Source organism: Dermatophilus sp. B7861-1, assembly GCF_058996045.1.
In genome coordinates, this window is record NZ_CM180082.1 from 1,860,506 (window position 1) to 1,878,327 (window position 17,822).

The following is a 17,822-nucleotide window of genomic DNA, read 5'->3' on the forward strand; positions in this document are numbered from 1 at the left end:
TACTGTATCGCCCGCCCTCTACCCTCTGCGCAGGCTACGCAACGTCTGAGCGCGCGCACGCGCCGCAGGCAACGCAATATCACGATAAATCGCAGCACACTGCTCATCTCCACGAGATTCAGCACGGCGCAAAAGCATCTGCACATCACTAGGGGTCTTGTTCTGCGCGAACTTACATTTGGCGACCACGCGCTCAATCGGAATCTCAACTCCCACCACTGCGCGCAACATCTTTTCGATGAAATCCCCTGGAGCATCATCCGTGCGCCACTGCTCAGAAGAACCAGACTCAAACCTGCCACTCAACTGAGTCACATGTTCACGTAACCACACCGAATCCTCATGCAATAGCAAAGGCCCATACGCATGCACAGCAACGTAATTCCATGTAGGAACAACCCGACCTGTATCTTCGTGCGACGGCAATCCAGCAGGCGAAACATACTCGTCCGGGCCCCGAACAATAACTAACGCCTGCTCCTCTGGCTCCCGCCGGCCGTAATCACGCACAATCGGGTTATTTCGCGCCACATGCATGCGCAGCCTGCCCCATAGCGTTCCGTCATCAGCCCACTGCAAAGGCAGAAAAGTCGCCTCAGGAACCCCATCAGTCACCGTCACCACATCAGCAGTCTGCGCAGACGCTATATATCCATGCACCTGCTCATCAGACATCCGAAAATGCGCTGGAACATACATAGCCACACGCTACGCCGCCCCACACGCCCACCCGTCCTCAAAATTCCTTACGGGAAAAGAACGCGGAAACGCTCCAAAACCACTGGCATATCATCGGTGAAATCTCGACCATGAGCAGCCTGATCAACAAGTTCGCGACGGCGCGTATGCTTCCACGACGACACCGCCCCATCCCCTTCGCCTTCCGCGCGCACATGCTCAGCATCTACCTCATCAAAACGAACCACCCGCACCTGCGTCGTCACCACCAGCGCACGCGGATCGCCCACCCCATCAAGCACAATCCCCATCGCTCCCACCTGCGGCAAATCAGCCCCAACCAATTCGTAATCCCACGCCGCGGCCGCCGTTGCAGTTTTCTTACCCTGCAAAATCAACTGAACAGCCCGATCTGCCTCCTCTGCTGAGGTACCAAAAGCCCACGCAGGAGGGCGCAAACTATCACCGGCGTTCGGACCAAAAACCACAGGCACAGGATTCAACATCGCCCGCAGCTTTGCCTCCTCCCAGAAGGCCTCGATCTTCTCGCCTTGAGCATCTTCCAACAAGTGCTGCCCCTCCTCGACCTGCATTACGCCCCTCACCCACAACGCATACACACCTTGAACACTGCCCCCGAAAATCAGGGAGCAGAGAAAACAACCTCAGGCATCACACGCGACGACGACTCATCAAGAATCGCGACTAACTTCCCATCAGGACCAAATGCAGCAACCGGACCAATCCGCCCTGGAAGTTCTGCAGGAATACGCACCCCATGCGAAAGCTGCTCAGCCATATCTTTATCCAGCTCCCGAACCGGGATAGAAGCACGCGCCGCTTCTTCCAACGACACCAAAGGCAAGCCAGAAGTACCCACTTGCGGATTGTCACCATTGCGAGGAGCACCAGCAGCTCGCGCCTGCTCAAGCTCCTCCACGGTAGAAGCGCGATCAAGCGTTATTTCCCCTACCCGAGTGCGCCGTAACACCGTCAAATGACCACCGACGCCCAGCAAAGTCCCCAAGTCACGAGCTAAAGCACGCACATACGTACCCGAGGAGACAGTCACCTCAATATCAAGGAAAATAGCCGGAACAGGGTCAGCAGGAATAGCAGATACCGGCACCAGAGAAGAAACCTCTTCGCCTCGTTCACGCCGATGAATCGCAGCAGGATCTTGTGCCTCTTCCTGCGGGGGAACTACTTGCCCACGACTTACCTGATGAACATGGAAAGCAGAAACCCGAACCGGCCTGCCCTGAAGAACAACTTCCTCTCCAGCTCGCGCACGCGTATACGAACGCTTCCCATCAATTTTGATAGCGCTCACCGTGCTAGGCACCTGAAGAATATCCCCGGTGAGAGAAGCAACAGCTTTGTGAATATCTTCATCAGACAGCGCTTCAATAGAGCCTGCTGGCGCCACGGAAGTTGCTACCCCTTCCGCGTCATCTGTCATCGTGCCAACACCGAGGCAAACCGTAGCGGTGTACGTCTTATCCGCTCCGACGATGTACGTGAGCATACGCGTCGCTTTATTCACTCCAACGACCAGCACACCCGTTGCCATCGGATCAAGAGTGCCTGCATGACCCACTTTGCGAGTGCCAGCAAGGCGCCGGCACAGACCGACCACCTGATGCGAAGTCCATCCAGCGGGCTTATCAACTACGAGAAGCCCATCCCCCACCGTCGGGTCGATCGCGCGTGCCACGACTCAGTCTCGCTCCTCGCCAGCGCTCTCATGCTTGTACGGGTCGCTTTCTCCTGCGAACTGAGCGCCACGGGCCGCAGCCAGCTCAGCATCACGTTTACGCGTTTCCGCCAGCAATTCCTCGATATGCGCTGCTCCCTCAGGAAGCGCATCAAGCACAAATTCCAAAGTAGGAGTCAAGCGGATGCCTAACCCCTTACCGACGTAGGAGCGAATGCGCCCCTTGTTCTCAGCCAACGCCTCAGCATTCCGTTCCCGCTCTTCCTCATCGCCAAGAACCGAATAAAAGACCGTAGCCTGCTGAAGATCTCCCGTTACGCGCACATCGGTGATCGTGACCATGCCGATCCGCTCATCTTTGACTCGTTCACGTAACGCCTCAGCAACAAGAACCTGAACTCGATCTGCAACCTTACGGGCGCGTGCAGGATCCGCCATAACTTCCACCTTCCGTGCATTCCCGCAGCAGAACGCTCCCTACGGGCTCTAACCGTCTCTATCTGCCAAGCACCGCGGATAACAACCTCAACACAGCGCAGGTGCACACAGATGACACATCCTAGATGATCCTGATACCTGCCTGCCCAGGCGTCCGATCGCACAAATCAGAACAACACCCTAGAAAATCCCATACGTACGGCCAGTGGCCGTGCCCTCGCAAGGACACGGCCACCAGTTATGAAGGTATTTACCTATCTCATCAGGTGCGAGGGATCTCGACCATCTCGTAGGTGGTAACCAAGTCGCCAAGCTGGATGTCGTTGTGCGAGCCGAGGTTGATACCGCACTCGTATCCTTCGCGGACCTCAGTGACATCATCCTTGAAGCGACGCAGACCGCTGATCTCCAGCCCCTCAACGACAACCACACCATCGCGGGTAATGCGTGCTTTGGAGCCACGTTTGATCGTGCCCGACTGCACCAACGAACCGGCAATGTTGCCGAACTTAGAGCTACGGAAGATCTCACGGATCTCAGCAGAGCCAGTCTCGCGCTCTTCGTACTCCGGCTTCAGCATGCCCTTCAGAGCAGCCTCCACCTCTTCAATTGCCTGGTAGATAACCGAGTAGTAGTGGATGTCAACGCCTTCGCGCTCGGCATACTCAGCGTTCTGGCCTTCAGCTCGAACGTTGAAGCCGATGATGATGGCGTTAGAGGCCACAGCAAGGTTGATGTTGTCCATCGTGATGGCGCCGACACCGCGGTCAATAATCCGCAAGTCAACTTCATCACCGACATCAATCTGCAGCAACGAGTCCTCAAGAGCCTCGACCGAACCCGACACGTCACCCTTCAGGATGAGGTTAAGAGTGTCAACCTTGCCTGCCGCGAGAGCCTCGTTGAGGTCCTCAAGGCTGATCCGCTTACGTGCCTTCGCCAGGGATGCCTGCCTGTCTGCTGCCTCACGCTTCTCAGCGATCTGACGAGCAGTGCGATCATCAGGAGCCACCACGAAGGTGTCGCCAGCGCGTGGAACGCTAGACAACCCCAAGACCTGCACCGGGCGTGAAGGCAAAGCCACATCCAGGTTGTTGCCATGCTCATCCAGCATGGCGCGCACACGACCGTAGGCAGATCCGGTGACAATCGAGTCACCGACAGCCAACGTTCCAGACTGCACCAAGACAGTGGCAGTAGCACCACGGCCGCGGTCCAGATTGGCCTCGATCGCAACACCACGTGCGTCCTTGTCCGGGTTAGCACGCAGGTCCAAAGCCGCATCCGCAGTCAGCAGAACAGCTTCGAGCAAACCGTCGATGTTCTGGTTCTGCTTCGCAGAAACATTGACGAACATCGTGTCGCCGCCGTACTCCTCAGTGATGAGGCCATACTCGGCCAACTGAGCGCGAACCTTGTCAGGGTTGGACTCCGGCAAGTCGACCTTGTTCACCGCAACCACGATCGGCACACCAGCAGCCTTGGCGTGGTTCAACGCCTCAACCGTCTGCGGCATAACGCCGTCGTTTGCAGCCACGACCAAGATCGCAATGTCGGTGACCTTGGCACCACGAGCACGCATAGCCGTGAAGGCCTGGTGACCGGGGGTGTCAATGAATGTAATCTTGCGTTCTTCGCCCTCGAGATCGGTCGTCACCTGGTATGCACCGATGTGCTGGGTGATGCCACCGGCCTCGCCCTCGATCACATGAGCATTACGAATAGCATCCAGCAGGCGCGTCTTACCGTGGTCAACGTGACCCATAACTGTGACCACCGGAGGCCGCGGCTCTAGGAGCTCGTCATCTTCGGCTTCAGCTTCGTTCTCAAGGTCGATACCGAAGCTTTCGAAGAGCTCACGCTCTTCATCCTCAGGCGAAACGACCTGAATGTCGTAGCCCAGCTCGGCACCAAGCAGCTGGAATGTTTCCTCATCCAGCGACTGTGTAGCTGTAGCCATCTCACCGAGGTGGAACAACACAGTCACCAATGCCGCGGGATCTGCATTGATTTTGTCAGCGAAGTCGCTCAGAGAAGCACCACGGCGCACACGGATGACCGTGTCACCGCTACCGCGAGGAACGTGCACACCACCGATAGAGGGGGCCTGCATCTGCTCAAACTCTTGGCGCTTCGCGCGCTTGCTCTTACGCCCGCGTGCTGGCTTACCGCCACGCCCGAACGCACCCTGGGTGCCACCACGTCCGCGGAAGCCACCGCCTCCACCACCGCCACCGCCAGGGCGACCGCGGAAGCCACCGCCGCCACCGCTACGACCGCCACCACCGCGCGTGGGGCGTTCTCCTGGACGGGGCACCGCTGCAGACTGCGGCATCATTCCCGGGTTAGGACGAGGTGCCCCAGGACGGGGTGCTGGACGTGCCCCACCTTGGCCGCCCTGACCACCGCGGCCTTGAGGTGCGCCTTGTGCACCACGGTTACCGCCTGGACGAGGACCGGGACGTCCGCCCTGCCCTTGCCCACCTTGGCCGCCTTGACCACCGCGGCTACCGCCGGGTCGAGGCATACCCTGGCTAGATGAGAAGGGGTTGTTCCCAGGACGAGGCCCACCTTGGCCGCCTTGACCACCGCGGCTACCGCCGGGTCGAGGCATACCCTGGCTAGATGAGAAGGGGTTGTTCCCAGGACGAGGCCCACCAGGCCGTGGACCGCCGGGCTTAGGCGCACCCGAGCGTGCTCCAGGCTTGGGAGCACCTCCAGGCTTGGGGCCTGCTCCAGGCTTGGGAGCACCACCAGGCTTAGGAGCACCACCAGGCTTGGGAGCTGCATCCGCAGCAGAAGCAAACTGCGGCTTCTCCGGTGCAGGCTTCGGAGCAGGCGCAGGCGCTGGCGCTGGCGCTGGCGCAGCTTCGGGTGCCTCCGCAGGCGCAGGCGCCGACTCAGGCGCGGCAGGCTTCGGCGCAGCAGGCTTAGGCCCAGGCGCGGCAGGCTTCGGCGCGGCAGGCTTAGGCATGTGTGCACCAGGCTTCGGCGCAGGCTTGGGCGCAGCTGGCTTCGGGGCAGGTGCAGCGGGCTTAGCCGGAGCGTCAGCAGCGCCTTCGCTCAACTTCTCCTTTGCACCTGGGAAGGTGTCTTTGATTTTCCGTACTACAGGTGCCTCGATCGTCGACGAGGCTGAGCGAACAAACTCGCCCTGTTCCTTCAGATGGTTAAGCAGTGTCTTACTCTCGACTCCAAGCTCTTTTGCAAGCTCGTAGACCCGAACCTTGGCCATTCTCTCCTCAATCTGTGGTCCGAGCCCCGAGTCGAGGAGGCGGCCTTCGAAAGGTCCGCCCGAGACGACATGTTCTCGGACCGCGTTAGTGGGTGCTGCTCATCGCTGAGTACTCATCGGATGCTCATCAGCGTCGAACCCGCTTTCGGTCATTTCGGTGATCCATCACTGGATCTTGTGTGTTCCCGTGGCTTCCACAGCAGAAACCACGTGATCGGCTTGAACAGCCAGAAAAGCTTCTACCAGCGCGGTATCCACCGCGGACCCGGCACGTAAAGCTCTACCTACTGCACGTCGCCGAACAGCCAACTCCCAACACCGCGGTGTAGCATGCAACCACGCACCACGGCCGGGCAGCTGGCCTGCAACATCTGGTCGAACACGCGTGGTGCCTTCCGTCTCGTCAAGAACAAGACGAAGCAGCTGCGCACGTGCGTCGCGCTGTCGACACCCCACACAGGTACGTACCGGACCCTCAACGGATGGACTATCCAGCCGTTGCAGTTCCTTTTTCAGGACGCCCATGTACGCACCGCCCAGTTGCTGCGCCTCCACCAGGAAACCAGAGACATCGGAGCCCCAGGTGAAGGGAAAAACCAATTAGTTGGCCATGAACAACTCGGCATCAACCTGTACATCTTAACGCGCTGTCCCCTCTTTGACACATGCGCAGGCTGTGGCTCATGCCCACACGGGTATAAGCCACAGCCACTTTTACTCCCCGTCCGGGGTAGCCACAGACATACTCTGCGGCGTCTCCGGAGCAGTATCCGGACGAATATCAATTCGCCACCCAGTGAGCTTGGCCGCCAAACGGGCATTCTGTCCTTCTTTACCAATAGCCAAAGACAATTGATAATCCGGCACTAACACACGAGCAGCATGCGCACGCGGATCTACGATCTCGACCGACGTCACCCGAGAAGGCGAAAGAGCAGCAGCAACAAACTCAGCCGGATCCTCTGAGAAATCGACAATGTCGATCTTTTCTCCGCCCAACTCATTCATCACCGCACGCACACGCGCACCCATCGGGCCAATACATGCGCCCTTAGCGTTTACATCACGCGACTTAGACCACACAGCCATTTTGGTGCGATGCCCCGCCTCACGCGCCAACGCTGCAATTTGCACCGTGCCGTCACCAATCTCTGGCACCTCCAACGCAAACAATTTCCGCACCAAGTTCGGGTGTGTCCGCGACAAGCCAATCTGCGCACCTTTAGGGCCGCGCTTAACGCTCACCACATAACACTTGATCCGATCACCATGCCGATAACGTTCACCCGGAACCTGCTCAGCTGCAGGAAGCATTCCTTCAACCGTCCCGAAATCCACCAGAACATTTCGGCCCTGACTCTGCTGAACAACCCCCGTAATGATGTCGCCCTCACGACCACGGAAATCACCCAGAACCGCATCATCCTCAATGTCACGCAAACGCTGCATGATGACCTGACGAGCCGTTGAGGCCGCAACCCGACCAAAATCATCCGGCGTGTCATCAAACTCCGGCCCCGGTTCACCACGGCTGCCATCTTCCAAAATCGGAGCCTCTTCACGCGCCCACACCACCACGTGACCCGACTTGCGATTCAGCTCAATCCGCGCATTCCGATACGAACCATCCGTACGGTGATACGCCAACAACAGCGCCTGCTCAATGGCAGGAATAAGGACGTCCATCGAGACGTCCCTCTCCCGCTCCAACAAACGCAGAGCAGCAAGATCGATGTCCATCAGTTGTCCTCCTCATGGCTCGCGAAGTCGACCTCGACATTCGCGTGGGTAATGGATGCAAGCGGCACGAGCACATCGGCAACCGGCTTGGGCTTGGCACCCGGGCTCGAACGAATCGGGTCAGGAGCGATTTCCAACGCCTCCCGAGTGACACTCAACAGCCGACCAGTCACCTCGACCACGCCAGCGGCATCAACAGAAAGACCATCAGGAACCTCCACCCCCGCAGCAGCAAAACTCACCCGCAATTTACGCCCCACATTGCGACGAAACTGATCAAAACGCTCCAGCCGTCGCCCAATCCCCGGAGAAGTAACCTCCAACGTATAGGGCATCTCACCCATAACATTGACCTCATCCAACGCAGCCGCGAAATCCCGCGTCACCTCCGCCACCGCGTCCATATCCACGCTTTCCACCCGCGAAGTGGCGTCATCAGCCTTAAGACCACTGATATCCGTGTCAACCACCACAGCCAACACACGACGGCGACCAGCAGGTGTCAATGTCACCGCCTCAACGGTCAAGCCATGCGGTTGCGCACACCGGCTAGCAAGCTCAGTCAATGTAGCGATCCGATCGGTGTCAGTCATTACGCACCCCACGCCTATCCGATTGTGGTGATCCTATTGTGGTCAGAAAAAACGCCGCAGTAACCGCTAAAAAACGCGAAAACCCAGCCTTACAACCAAGCCAACGCTCCAACTTCAGCCAGCACAACAACGCCAACGCCCGGACCACTGTACCGGGCATCAGGGACGCGACCTATCTAGATGCCATGATCGTGCACGTGTCTGACCAAGCAACCCACCCGCACAACACCGCTCTCACCCGCCGAAACTTCCTCCGCACCACAGCAACAGCCGCACTCACACTTACCGGAACGTTCGCCCTCAGCAGCTGCGGCCTGCGCTGGGAAGCCGATGCTGGGGACCTACCTTTCCTCCCCCACGAAAGACACCCCACCACCGAACTACTCACCACCGAACTACAACACGTCACCACCGCATACCACGCCTGCATAACCGCCGGAGCCACCCCCCTAGTCACTCTCCACGAAAAACAGCTCCACGCGCTACGCGCCAGACTCACCAGCCTGCACGCCACACCCCAGACACCCCCACCACCACCCCAACCCTCCACTAACCCCACCCCCCAAGACCGCGCCACCGCAGCCCAAGCCCAACTCAACGGCCTTAACGACACCCCTAACAACACCACCACCTGGTCAACCGCCACCCCACCGGACCTCCTCCTCATCGGGTCCATCCACACCGCCCGCGGCACCTTCGCTCGCCTCCTACACAACAAACCCGAAACCACCCACCCCACAGACGGGTTCACCCACCTGCCCACCAACACTGCACAGACGATCTATCAACACGCACACGCCACCCGCTACACCCTCGAAATCGTCGCAGCCCGCACCAGCGACAAAACCCGAACCACCGCAAACGCCACGCTCACCACCATCAACCAACTCATCCATGACCTCACCCACGCCGCCAATATCGCTCCCACCCAAGCACCCCCCTTGGGATACCCCCACAGCCAACCCACCACGCCAACACAACTCAGCCACACCGCCACCACTGCACTACACACCCTCACAGACACACTCATAGCCGCCCTCCCCACCGCAGCCAAAACTAGTACCACCTGCTATAACGCCACCCGACGACGCGCCACTGCCATCGAAACTCACGCCACCGAATGGGGCTCACAAGCCCGCCCCCTACCCGGAATCGCCTAAAAACGCCCCCTGACCCACAACAACACACGAATACAAGCAAGCAACGACACGAGCAGCCCCGAATAACAACGCTCTACTCACAACTCTCGCCCTGACCTACCAGACATGTCACCGCAACCTCCAGCAAACACACAGCAGAACAATCTGTCGCATCACATCCGGGTCTGTTAGAAACGTGCCTATGGCACAGATCACCCTCGGCGGTAGCCCCATCAACTCCATTGGTTCCCTACCCACCAACGGCACCCAAGCCCCAGCATTCACCCTCACCGCAGCCGACCTGTCTGACATTAACCTCGACACATTCAAAGGTCGTCGCATCGTCCTGAACATCTTCCCCAGCATCGACACCGACGTCTGCGCCGCATCGGTACGCCAGTTCAACGAAAAAGCCGCCTCACTCGACAACACCACAGTCCTAGCCATCTCCATGGACCTGCCCTTCGCCTTGAAACGCTTCTGCGGCGCTGAAGGCATCGACAACGTCACCTCCGCCTCAGCCTTCCGCTCCACCTTTGGCCAGGACTACGGAGTCACCCTCACTGACGGCCCCCTCGCAGGACTACTCTCCCGGGCCATCGTGGTCATCGACACCGACGGCACCATCATCCACACCGAACAGGTCCCCGAAATCGGGCAAGAGCCAAACTACGAAGCAACCCTTAAAGCTCTCGCCTGACCTAAAACACCAACATCCAGTGGGGGTGGGGGGAGCACACACATGCTTACCCCCACCCCCACTGACACATCCACCCGACCCAGCATCGCGCCCGACGCGCCACCTCACCTACCGTGTAGGCATGCCAAACCGCCTCACCGACGCCCTTTCCCCATATCTACGCCAGCACGCCGACAACCCCGTTGACTGGTGGCCATGGTGTCCTGAAGCATTCGAAGAAGCGCGCAAACGCGACCTGCCCGTCCTGCTATCCGTTGGATATGCCTCCTGCCACTGGTGCCACGTCATGGCCCACGAATCGTTCGAAGACCCCCAAATCGCAGGGGTAATGAACACTGCCTTCATCAACATCAAAGTCGACCGCGAAGAGCTCCCCGGCGTCGACTCTGTCTACATGACAGCAACCCAAGCACTCACCGGCCGTGGAGGCTGGCCCATGACCGTTGTCATGACTGCCGACGGCGAACCGTTCTACGCCGGAACTTACTTCCCCAAACAACAATTCCTCACCCTGCTCACCCAACTCGCTGAAGCTTGGGCGGGCAGCCGTGAAGAAGTTAACGCCAGTGCCTCACGCATCACCACCGCCCTGCGCGAATACCAAGGCTCCACCCCCACCACTTCGGGCATCGACGCACCTACCCTCCACGAACAACTCGCCGCCGCCGAAGAAGCCATCGCAGACGAAATTGACTGGGAAAAAGGCGGCTTTGCAGGAGCACCAAAATTCCCACCATCGATGATCCTCGACTGGCTACTACGCCATCACGACCGTACCGGCACACCCCGTGCCCTCCACGCCATCGAAGTCACCACCGAAGCCATGGCGCGCGGCGGCATATTTGACCAACTCGCCGGAGGGTTCTCCCGCTACTCCGTTGACGAAGACTGGGCCGTACCTCACTTCGAAAAAATGCTGTACGACAACGCCCAACTCCTGAGCGTCTACGCACGCCTAGCAGAAAAAACACGCTCACCACTTGCCACCCGCATCACCACCGCCACCGCCGAGTTCATGCTCAATGAGCTACGCAACGCCCAAGGCGCTTTCGTTTCCTCCCTCGATGCCGACACCACCTTGCCCGGAGGAGGCACCTTCGAAGGATTCACGTATATCTGGACACCAGCCGCCCTTAACGCCGTACTCGATGACGATGGTCACCGCGCCGCGGAACTCCTTTCCGTCACTGAAAAAGGCACTTTTGAAAACGGCACCTCCACCCTCCAACTCCACAACGACCCTGACGACACCACCTGGTGGGAACAAACCCGGCAACGTCTCCTTCAAGCCCGCCGGCTACGCCCACAACCCGCCCGCGACGACAAAGTCATTGCTTCCTGGAACGGCCTAGCCATCACTGGACTAGTCGACGCAGCACGCGCCCTGCAACGTCCCGACCTCATCACCGCCGCCGAACGCGCCGCAGAAGCCATACTCACCACACACATCGAAGGACTAGACCATCCCGTACGAGTAAGCCTCGACGGCAACCGTAGCGACGCACCGGCCACCAGCGACGACCTGGGCAACCTCGCCGCCGGACTGCTGCATCTGTATTCAGCAACACAAGAACAGCGATGGGCCGACGCCGCACGCCGCCTGCTCGACGAAGCGCTCGCCCACTACAGCGACGGACACGGAGGTTTTGTTGATATTCCTGACCACTGTCCCCAACTCGTCATCACCCCCCAAACCAGCGGTGACAACGCCGAACCTTGCGGACAGTCAGCACTGGCCGGAGCTTTAGTTACGTACGGAACGCAATTCAACGAATCCACCTACCGAGAAGCCGGAATTGCGGCAGTCGCAGCAGGACTCAACCTCGCTGAAACCCAACCCAGATTCGCTGGCCACTACCTCGCCGTAGCCGAAGAAATCTACCGAGATCACAGCAACGCCTAGTCACCACCCCTCACACAATGTGTGCGTGGCGGTAACCAACAGCGCATTGGTTACCGCCACGCACACATTTCACTACCAATAAACCTTGGTGTATCTAAACCGCACACCCCTCATCCCCCACCACACCAGAGAAGAGTTTAAAACTATTCATCCATATGATGAATTAACCGAATAAAACGCAGCTAAATCCCCCCGTAAGATAAACAAAATACTCCCCTAAATGAGGGAAAACCAAGACTGTTGACAATAAAATGTCGAAAATCACATTTACACCGCTCTTTGCCGTCTCCCCCCCCTCACCACCTCGAGAGATACCCAGTCAAGAGGACTAGCCTGACCACGCTTTCCACGCATCCATAAAGCAACACAACCGGAGCACTCAGACCATGGACGATGACACGACCAGTCTCCCAAGCCCAGGTACACGCTGGACCCGCCACGGCATTGACCCCACCGAACCATTACGGAAACAAGGACTCTGGTCCTCGTTCCAGGTTATTAACCACCGCATCCTCATCCGTACCGTTGCCGGAGGGGCTAGCTACGTAGCGCGCGCCGTCGATCGCGCCAACTTCCCTGGGACTCTTGGCACTATCGCCGGAAACGACTCCGTCCTCCTCATCTGCAACGACCCCTCCACAGCCCAACAACTCATCGAACCACTCAGCGACCTACTAGGCCCCAAAATCAGGGTGAACGCCCCTGAAACAACAGGAATATAAATACCCGCCAGTGATCCACTGAGCCACAGGAGGGCACAAAACAACTGAAAACCACATCTATACGCATGTATATTTTCATATGTATACAGGGGATCGGTAATAGATTTACCCCCTAATTACCTATTCAAATCCACAAAAAACCCACTATGTTTACGAAGTCACCCCACTTCGGACCCCACGAAGGAGTGGTCCCCGTGTCCACACAAACAGACGACACCAACAACACAGAACCCACCAGTATTAAACCGGGCACAATCTCCGTCACCGCCCTGACTGCACTCGTCATCGGCTCGATGATCGGCGGCGGAATCTTCTCCCTCCCCTCCCAAATGGCCAGCGCCGCCGCCCCCGGCCCCCTCATCATCGGCTGGATCATCACCGGCTTCGGCATGCTCATGCTCGCAATGGTCTTCCAACGCCTAGCCATCTCCCGCCCAGAGATCGACGCAGGCGTCTACGGATACGCAAAAGCCGGATTCGGTAACTACACCGGCTTCTCATCCGCCTGGGGATACTGGCTCTCCGCCTGGATGGGCAACGTCGGCTACATGGTCCTACTCATGTCAGCTTTGGGTGTCTTCTTCCCCGGATTCGGCGACGGCAACACCCCCCAAGCCATCGCAGTAGCCTCCATCCTCGTCTGGGTCTACCACTTCCTCCTCCTACGAGGAATGCGCGAAGCGGCCTTCATCAACCTCGTCGTAACCATCGCGAAAATCCTGCCCCTGCTCGTCTTCATCATCATCGCAGTCATCTCATTCGACGCAGGCATCTTCTCCGCAGACTTCTGGGGAACCGCCGACACCAACCTCGGCTCCACCCTCGACCAGGTCAAAAGCATGATGCTCGTCACCGTATGGGTCTTCATCGGCGTCGAAGGCGCATCAATCTTCTCCGAACGCGCACGCACCCGCGCTGACGTCGGCAAAGCCACCATCATCGGCTTCGTCTCCGTCTTAGCACTACTGCTATTCGTCAACATCCTCAGCTACGGCATCGTCCCCCGCGCCGAACTAGCCAACCTCGCCAACCCATCCCTGGGCGGAGTACTCACCGCAGCAGTCGGCCCCTGGGGCGCCAAAATCATCGCCTTCGGACTAGCTATTTCCCTCATCGGTGCACTCCTGTCCTGGTCCCTCATGTGCGCCGAAATCCTCCGCGCCCCCGCCCTGGACAACACCTTCCCCGCCTGGTTCGGCAAAGCAAACAACAACGGCACCCCCGCCGGCGCCATGTGGCTCACCAGCATCTGCGTCCAGCTCATGCTCATCTGGACCCTGTTCAACTCATCCACCTACACCCAACTGGTTGTCCTAGCCTCAGCACTCATCCTCCTGCCCTACCTCTTCTCCGCAGCCTTCCAACTACTCGAAGCTTTCCGCGCCAAAGAAAGCCGCTCCACCGCAGCCATCCTGGTCGGCTTCCTAGGAACTATCTACGCCTTCTGGCTCCTCTACGCAGCCGGCCTGACCTACCTGCTCTATGTAGGCCTCTTCTACCTCATCGGCACCCCGTTCTACGTCGTCGCACGTAAAAAATCCGGCCTCAAAGTGTTCGACAAGATCGACACCATCGTCTTCCTCTTCTTCCTCTTCACCTCCATATACGCGATCTGGGGCCTAAGCACCGGCCACCTATCGCTCTAAACCCCCGCCCACACCAGCCACACCCGTGACACGCACGAAAGGAAACGTCATGGCCGCAACCACCAAAGGCGTCTGGTCAGAAGCTGGAAAACTGCGCAGAGTCATGGTCTGCCCACCCGGACGCGCCCATGAACACCTCACCCCCACCAACTGTCACGGCCTACTCTTCGACGACGTCCTCAACGTCTCCCAAGCACAAAAACACCACGCACAATTCGTCTCACTCATGGAAGAACGAGACATCAAAGTCCTGAACTTCACCGAACTACTCGCCGACGTTCTCAACACACCCAAACACCGCGCTTGGATCCTCGACCGACGCGTCACCCACCGCACCATGGGCTACGGAGTCTCCGAAGACCTGCGAGCCTGGATGGACGAACTACCTGCCAGCGAACTCGCCGACTACCTCGTCGGCGGCCTGGTCTCCGATGAAGTCCCCCAAGACCTCTTCGGCAGCGGCATCAAGCCATACCACGTCAACACCAACGAGCCCGAACTACTCATCGCTCCCCTACCCAACTCAATCTTCACCCGCGACAACTCCGCCTGGATCTACCAAGGCGTCTCCATCAACTCCATGTTCTGGGGCGCCCGAAGTTGGGAAAGCACCCTCGTCAAAGCCATCTACCAATTCCACCCCGAATTCAATTACGACTTCCCCATCTGGTTCGACGCATCCGAAGGCGACCAAGGACACTCCTTCATCGAAGGAGGAGACATCATGCCCATCGGAAACGGCATCGTCCTAGTAGGCATGGGCGAACGCTCCACCTATCAAGCAGTCTCCCGCCTGGCGAAAGGTCTCTTCGAGGGCGGCGGCGCCGAACGCGTCATCGCAGCACGCATGCCCCGCGACCGCGCCACCATGCATCTAGACACCATCTTCACCTTCTGCTCCCGCGAAGTAGTCAACGTCTACGAACCCGTCGTCGAACAACTCACCGCCTTCTCCCTGCGCCCCAGTGACACAGCACGAGGAGGCATCGAAGTCACCCACGACGAAGGCAACTGGATCGACGTCGTCAGCGACGCCCTCGGCACAAAGCTCCACCCCGTCTCCTCCTCCGCAGGCCGCCTCGGCTCCGAACGCGAACAGTGGGACGACGGAAATAACGTCGTCGCCCTCGACGACGGCGTCGTCGTGGCCTACGACCGCAACCACTCCATCAACGACAACCTCCGCAAAGCCGGCATCGAAGTCCTTGAAATCCCCGGCTACGAACTCGGACGCGGACGCGGCGGCGGCCACTGCATGACCTGCCCCATCGACCGCGACCCCATCAACTACTAACCACAACTCACCACTACACACACCCCCAAAACCACCGAAAGGACCCCCCATGGCAAAGCACGCCCTCCACGGACGCCACTTCCTCAAAGAACTCGACTTCAGCCGCGACGAATGGCTCTCCCTGCTCACCCTCGCCGCCGAACTCAAAGCAGCCAAAAAAGAAAACCGCGAACAGCACTACCTCGCCAACAAAAACATCGCCCTCATCTTCGAAAAAACCTCCACCCGCACCCGTTGCTCCTTCGAAGTAGCCGCCCACGACCAAGGCGCAAACGTCACCTACCTCGACCCCAGCGGGTCCCAAATGGGCCACAAAGAATCCGTCGCCGACACCGCACGCGTTCTTGGCCGCTACTACGACGGCATCGAATTCCGCGGCAAAAAACAAGAACACGTCGAACAACTCGCAGAACTCTCTGGAGTCCCCGTCTGGAACGGCCTCACCGACGAATGGCATCCCACCCAGATGCTCGCCGACCAGCTCACCATGCACGAACACTGTGGCAAAGACTACAAAGACATCACCTTCGCCTACGTCGGTGACACCCGCAACAACGTCGCCAACTCCCTCCTCATCGCCGGTGCCCTCATGGGCATGGACGTCCGCATGGTTGGCCCCAAAGAACTCGCCACCGAAGACTCCGTCCGCGAAGAAGCAGAACGCCTCGCCAAAGAAACCGGAGCCACCGTCACCATCACCGACAACCCCACCAAGGGCGTCGAAGGATGCGACTTCATCTACACCGACGTATGGGTCTCCATGGGTGAACCCAAAGAGGTTTGGGACTCACGCATCGCCCAGCTCAAGCCCTACCAAGTCAACAAAGAACTCATGGCCGCCACAGGTAACCCCAACGTCAAATTCCTCCACTGCCTCCCCGCCTTCCACGACCGCAACACCACCGTCGGCGAAGACATCTACCAAAAGACCGGCATGGAGTCTCTCGAAGTCACCCACGACGTCTTCGAATCAGACGCCTCCGTCGTCTTCGACCAAGCAGAAAACCGCATGCACACCATCAAGGCAGTCATGGTTGCCACACTCGGAGAAGGAGAGGGACTCTAATGCGCATCGTCGCCGCCCTCGGAGGCAACGCCCTCATGCGACGAGGGCAATCCCCCGACGCCAAACCCCAAATCGAAAACGTCAAACACGCCGCAGCCGTACTAGCCACCCTCGCAGCTGAACACGAACTCGTCCTCACCCACGGCAACGGCCCCCAAATCGGTGTCCTCGCCCTCGAATCCATCCACGACGAGCGCCTCAACGACCCCTACCCCTTCGACACCCTCGGCGCAGAAACCCAAGGAATGATCGGGTACTGGATCCTCCAAGCACTCCAAAACGAACTACCAAACCACAAAATCTCCGCACTCATCACCCAGACCGAAGTCTGCGCCAACGACCCTGCCTTCAACAACCCAACCAAATTCGTCGGCGAAATGTACACCCAAGAAGAAGCCGAAAAACTCGCCACCACCTATGGGTGGACCGTCAAACCCGACGGCAACGGCTACCGCCGCGTCGTCCCCTCCCCCCAGCCCACCCGGTGCATCGAAATCGACACCATCCGCGCCCTTATCGACGCCGGAACCACCGTGGTATGCGCAGGTGGAGGCGGCATCCCCGTCATCCGTGACGAGAACAGCAAACTCACCGGAATCGAAGCAGTCATCGATAAAGACGCCACCGGACGCATGCTCGCCGAACATGTCAACGCCGACGCATTCCTCGTCCTCACTGACGTCCCCGCCGTCATGACCGACTTCAACACCCCACACCAAAAAGAAATCCACCGCTGCACTCCCCAAGATCTACGCAGCCTCAACATGCCTGCCGGCTCTATGGGCCCCAAAGTCGACGCAGTCACCACGTTCGTCGAAAACACCGGAAAAATGGCCGCCATCGGACGCCTCGAAGACGCCGTAGCGATCATGGCCGGCACCGCCGGAACCATCATCACCCCCACCGGCGAATACCCCAACAACTAAACATCCAAAGGTAGGGCAGGTTACG

Annotated in this window: 16 protein-coding genes; 8 read left to right on the forward strand and 8 right to left on the reverse strand. The window is 58.8% G+C overall.

Going from position 1 to position 17,822, the window contains the following annotated elements; genetic code table 11:
- Positions 1–18: 18 nt before the first annotated feature.
- From AC2T9U_RS08210 to rimP, 8 genes are all read right to left on the reverse strand, one after another.
- The gene (locus AC2T9U_RS08210; protein WP_493695777.1) at positions 19–699 is read right to left on the reverse strand and encodes an FMN-binding negative transcriptional regulator; all 681 of its coding nucleotides are present in this window, start codon (positions 697–699) and stop codon (positions 19–21) included.
- Between the two features lie 47 nt (positions 700–746).
- Entirely contained in the window at positions 747–1,271 is a 525-nt protein-coding gene (locus AC2T9U_RS08215) for an ASCH domain-containing protein (protein WP_493695778.1), read from the reverse strand.
- 50 nt (positions 1,272–1,321) lie between these two features.
- Positions 1,322–2,395: a tRNA pseudouridine(55) synthase TruB gene (truB, locus tag AC2T9U_RS08220; RefSeq protein ID WP_208303115.1), complete on the reverse strand. Its 1,074-nt coding sequence runs from the start codon at positions 2,393–2,395 to the stop codon at positions 1,322–1,324.
- 3 nt (positions 2,396–2,398) lie between these two features.
- On the reverse strand, positions 2,399–2,833 hold the full coding sequence (rbfA, locus tag AC2T9U_RS08225) for a 30S ribosome-binding factor RbfA (protein WP_115029620.1): 435 nt from the start codon (positions 2,831–2,833) through the stop codon (positions 2,399–2,401).
- Positions 2,834–3,095: 262 nt separating this feature from the next.
- Positions 3,096–6,068, reverse strand: a complete 2,973-nt coding sequence (gene infB / locus AC2T9U_RS08230; protein WP_493695779.1) for a translation initiation factor IF-2 — start codon at positions 6,066–6,068, stop codon at positions 3,096–3,098.
- A 165-nt stretch (positions 6,069–6,233) separates the two neighbouring features.
- Entirely contained in the window at positions 6,234–6,593 is a 360-nt protein-coding gene (locus AC2T9U_RS08235; RefSeq protein WP_115032427.1) for a YlxR family protein, read from the reverse strand.
- A gap of 189 nt (positions 6,594–6,782) precedes the next feature.
- Entirely contained in the window at positions 6,783–7,808 is a 1,026-nt protein-coding gene (gene nusA, locus AC2T9U_RS08240; protein WP_493695780.1) for a transcription termination factor NusA, read from the reverse strand.
- On the reverse strand, positions 7,808–8,401 hold the full coding sequence (rimP, locus tag AC2T9U_RS08245; protein WP_493695781.1) for a ribosome maturation factor RimP: 594 nt from the start codon (positions 8,399–8,401) through the stop codon (positions 7,808–7,810). The genes nusA and rimP overlap by 1 nt, the downstream gene beginning before the upstream one ends.
- A gap of 197 nt (positions 8,402–8,598) precedes the next feature.
- Here rimP and AC2T9U_RS08250 point away from each other — a divergent pair, with 197 nt between their 5' ends.
- The 8 genes from AC2T9U_RS08250 (at position 8,599) to arcC (ending at position 17,797) form a co-directional block, all read left to right on the forward strand.
- Complete coding sequence (locus AC2T9U_RS08250) at positions 8,599–9,561, forward strand: hypothetical protein (protein WP_493695782.1); 963 nt, start codon at positions 8,599–8,601, stop codon at positions 9,559–9,561.
- A 181-nt stretch (positions 9,562–9,742) separates the two neighbouring features.
- Positions 9,743–10,240 (forward strand): thiol peroxidase, encoded by a 498-nt coding sequence (gene tpx / locus AC2T9U_RS08255; RefSeq protein ID WP_208303110.1) that lies wholly within the window; start codon positions 9,743–9,745, stop codon positions 10,238–10,240.
- A gap of 121 nt (positions 10,241–10,361) precedes the next feature.
- On the forward strand, positions 10,362–12,143 hold the full coding sequence (locus tag AC2T9U_RS08260; protein WP_493695783.1) for a thioredoxin domain-containing protein: 1,782 nt from the start codon (positions 10,362–10,364) through the stop codon (positions 12,141–12,143).
- Between the two features lie 386 nt (positions 12,144–12,529).
- Positions 12,530–12,865 carry an arginine repressor gene (locus AC2T9U_RS08265; protein WP_493695784.1) on the forward strand — a complete coding sequence of 112 codons (336 nt, stop codon included), beginning with the start codon at positions 12,530–12,532 and terminating at the stop codon, positions 12,863–12,865.
- A 194-nt stretch (positions 12,866–13,059) separates the two neighbouring features.
- Entirely contained in the window at positions 13,060–14,511 is a 1,452-nt protein-coding gene (arcD, locus tag AC2T9U_RS08270) for an arginine-ornithine antiporter (protein WP_220181580.1), read from the forward strand.
- Positions 14,512–14,560: 49 nt separating this feature from the next.
- Positions 14,561–15,805 (forward strand): arginine deiminase, encoded by a 1,245-nt coding sequence (locus AC2T9U_RS08275; RefSeq protein WP_493695785.1) that lies wholly within the window; start codon positions 14,561–14,563, stop codon positions 15,803–15,805.
- 49 nt (positions 15,806–15,854) lie between these two features.
- Positions 15,855–16,871, forward strand: coding sequence for an ornithine carbamoyltransferase (gene argF, locus AC2T9U_RS08280; RefSeq protein WP_493695786.1), 1,017 nt, complete (start codon positions 15,855–15,857; stop codon positions 16,869–16,871).
- Positions 16,871–17,797 carry a carbamate kinase gene (gene arcC, locus AC2T9U_RS08285; RefSeq protein WP_115029609.1) on the forward strand — a complete coding sequence of 309 codons (927 nt, stop codon included), beginning with the start codon at positions 16,871–16,873 and terminating at the stop codon, positions 17,795–17,797. Before argF ends, arcC begins: the two co-directional genes overlap by 1 nt.
- The last annotated feature ends 25 nt before the right edge of the window (positions 17,798–17,822 follow it).

Coding starts and splice junctions, on each gene's coding strand:
- AC2T9U_RS08215 (WP_493695778.1), bottom strand. CDS start 1,271: ATGCAGGTCGAGGAGGGGCAGCACTTGTTGGAAGATGCTCAAGGCGAG.
- nusA (WP_493695780.1), bottom strand. CDS start 7,808: ATGGACATCGATCTTGCTGCTCTGCGTTTGTTGGAGCGGGAGAGGGAC.
- rbfA (WP_115029620.1), bottom strand. CDS start 2,833: ATGGCGGATCCTGCACGCGCCCGTAAGGTTGCAGATCGAGTTCAGGTT.
- AC2T9U_RS08210 (WP_493695777.1), bottom strand. CDS start 699: ATGTATGTTCCAGCGCATTTTCGGATGTCTGATGAGCAGGTGCATGGA.
- tpx (WP_208303110.1), top strand. CDS start 9,743: ATGGCACAGATCACCCTCGGCGGTAGCCCCATCAACTCCATTGGTTCC.
- argF (WP_493695786.1), top strand. CDS start 15,855: ATGGCAAAGCACGCCCTCCACGGACGCCACTTCCTCAAAGAACTCGAC.
- rimP (WP_493695781.1), bottom strand. CDS start 8,401: ATGACTGACACCGATCGGATCGCTACATTGACTGAGCTTGCTAGCCGG.
- AC2T9U_RS08235 (WP_115032427.1), bottom strand. CDS start 6,593: ATGGGCGTCCTGAAAAAGGAACTGCAACGGCTGGATAGTCCATCCGTT.
- AC2T9U_RS08265 (WP_493695784.1), top strand. CDS start 12,530: ATGGACGATGACACGACCAGTCTCCCAAGCCCAGGTACACGCTGGACC.
- AC2T9U_RS08260 (WP_493695783.1), top strand. CDS start 10,362: ATGCCAAACCGCCTCACCGACGCCCTTTCCCCATATCTACGCCAGCAC.
- infB (WP_493695779.1), bottom strand. CDS start 6,068: ATGGCCAAGGTTCGGGTCTACGAGCTTGCAAAAGAGCTTGGAGTCGAG.
- arcC (WP_115029609.1), top strand. CDS start 16,871: ATGCGCATCGTCGCCGCCCTCGGAGGCAACGCCCTCATGCGACGAGGG.
- AC2T9U_RS08275 (WP_493695785.1), top strand. CDS start 14,561: ATGGCCGCAACCACCAAAGGCGTCTGGTCAGAAGCTGGAAAACTGCGC.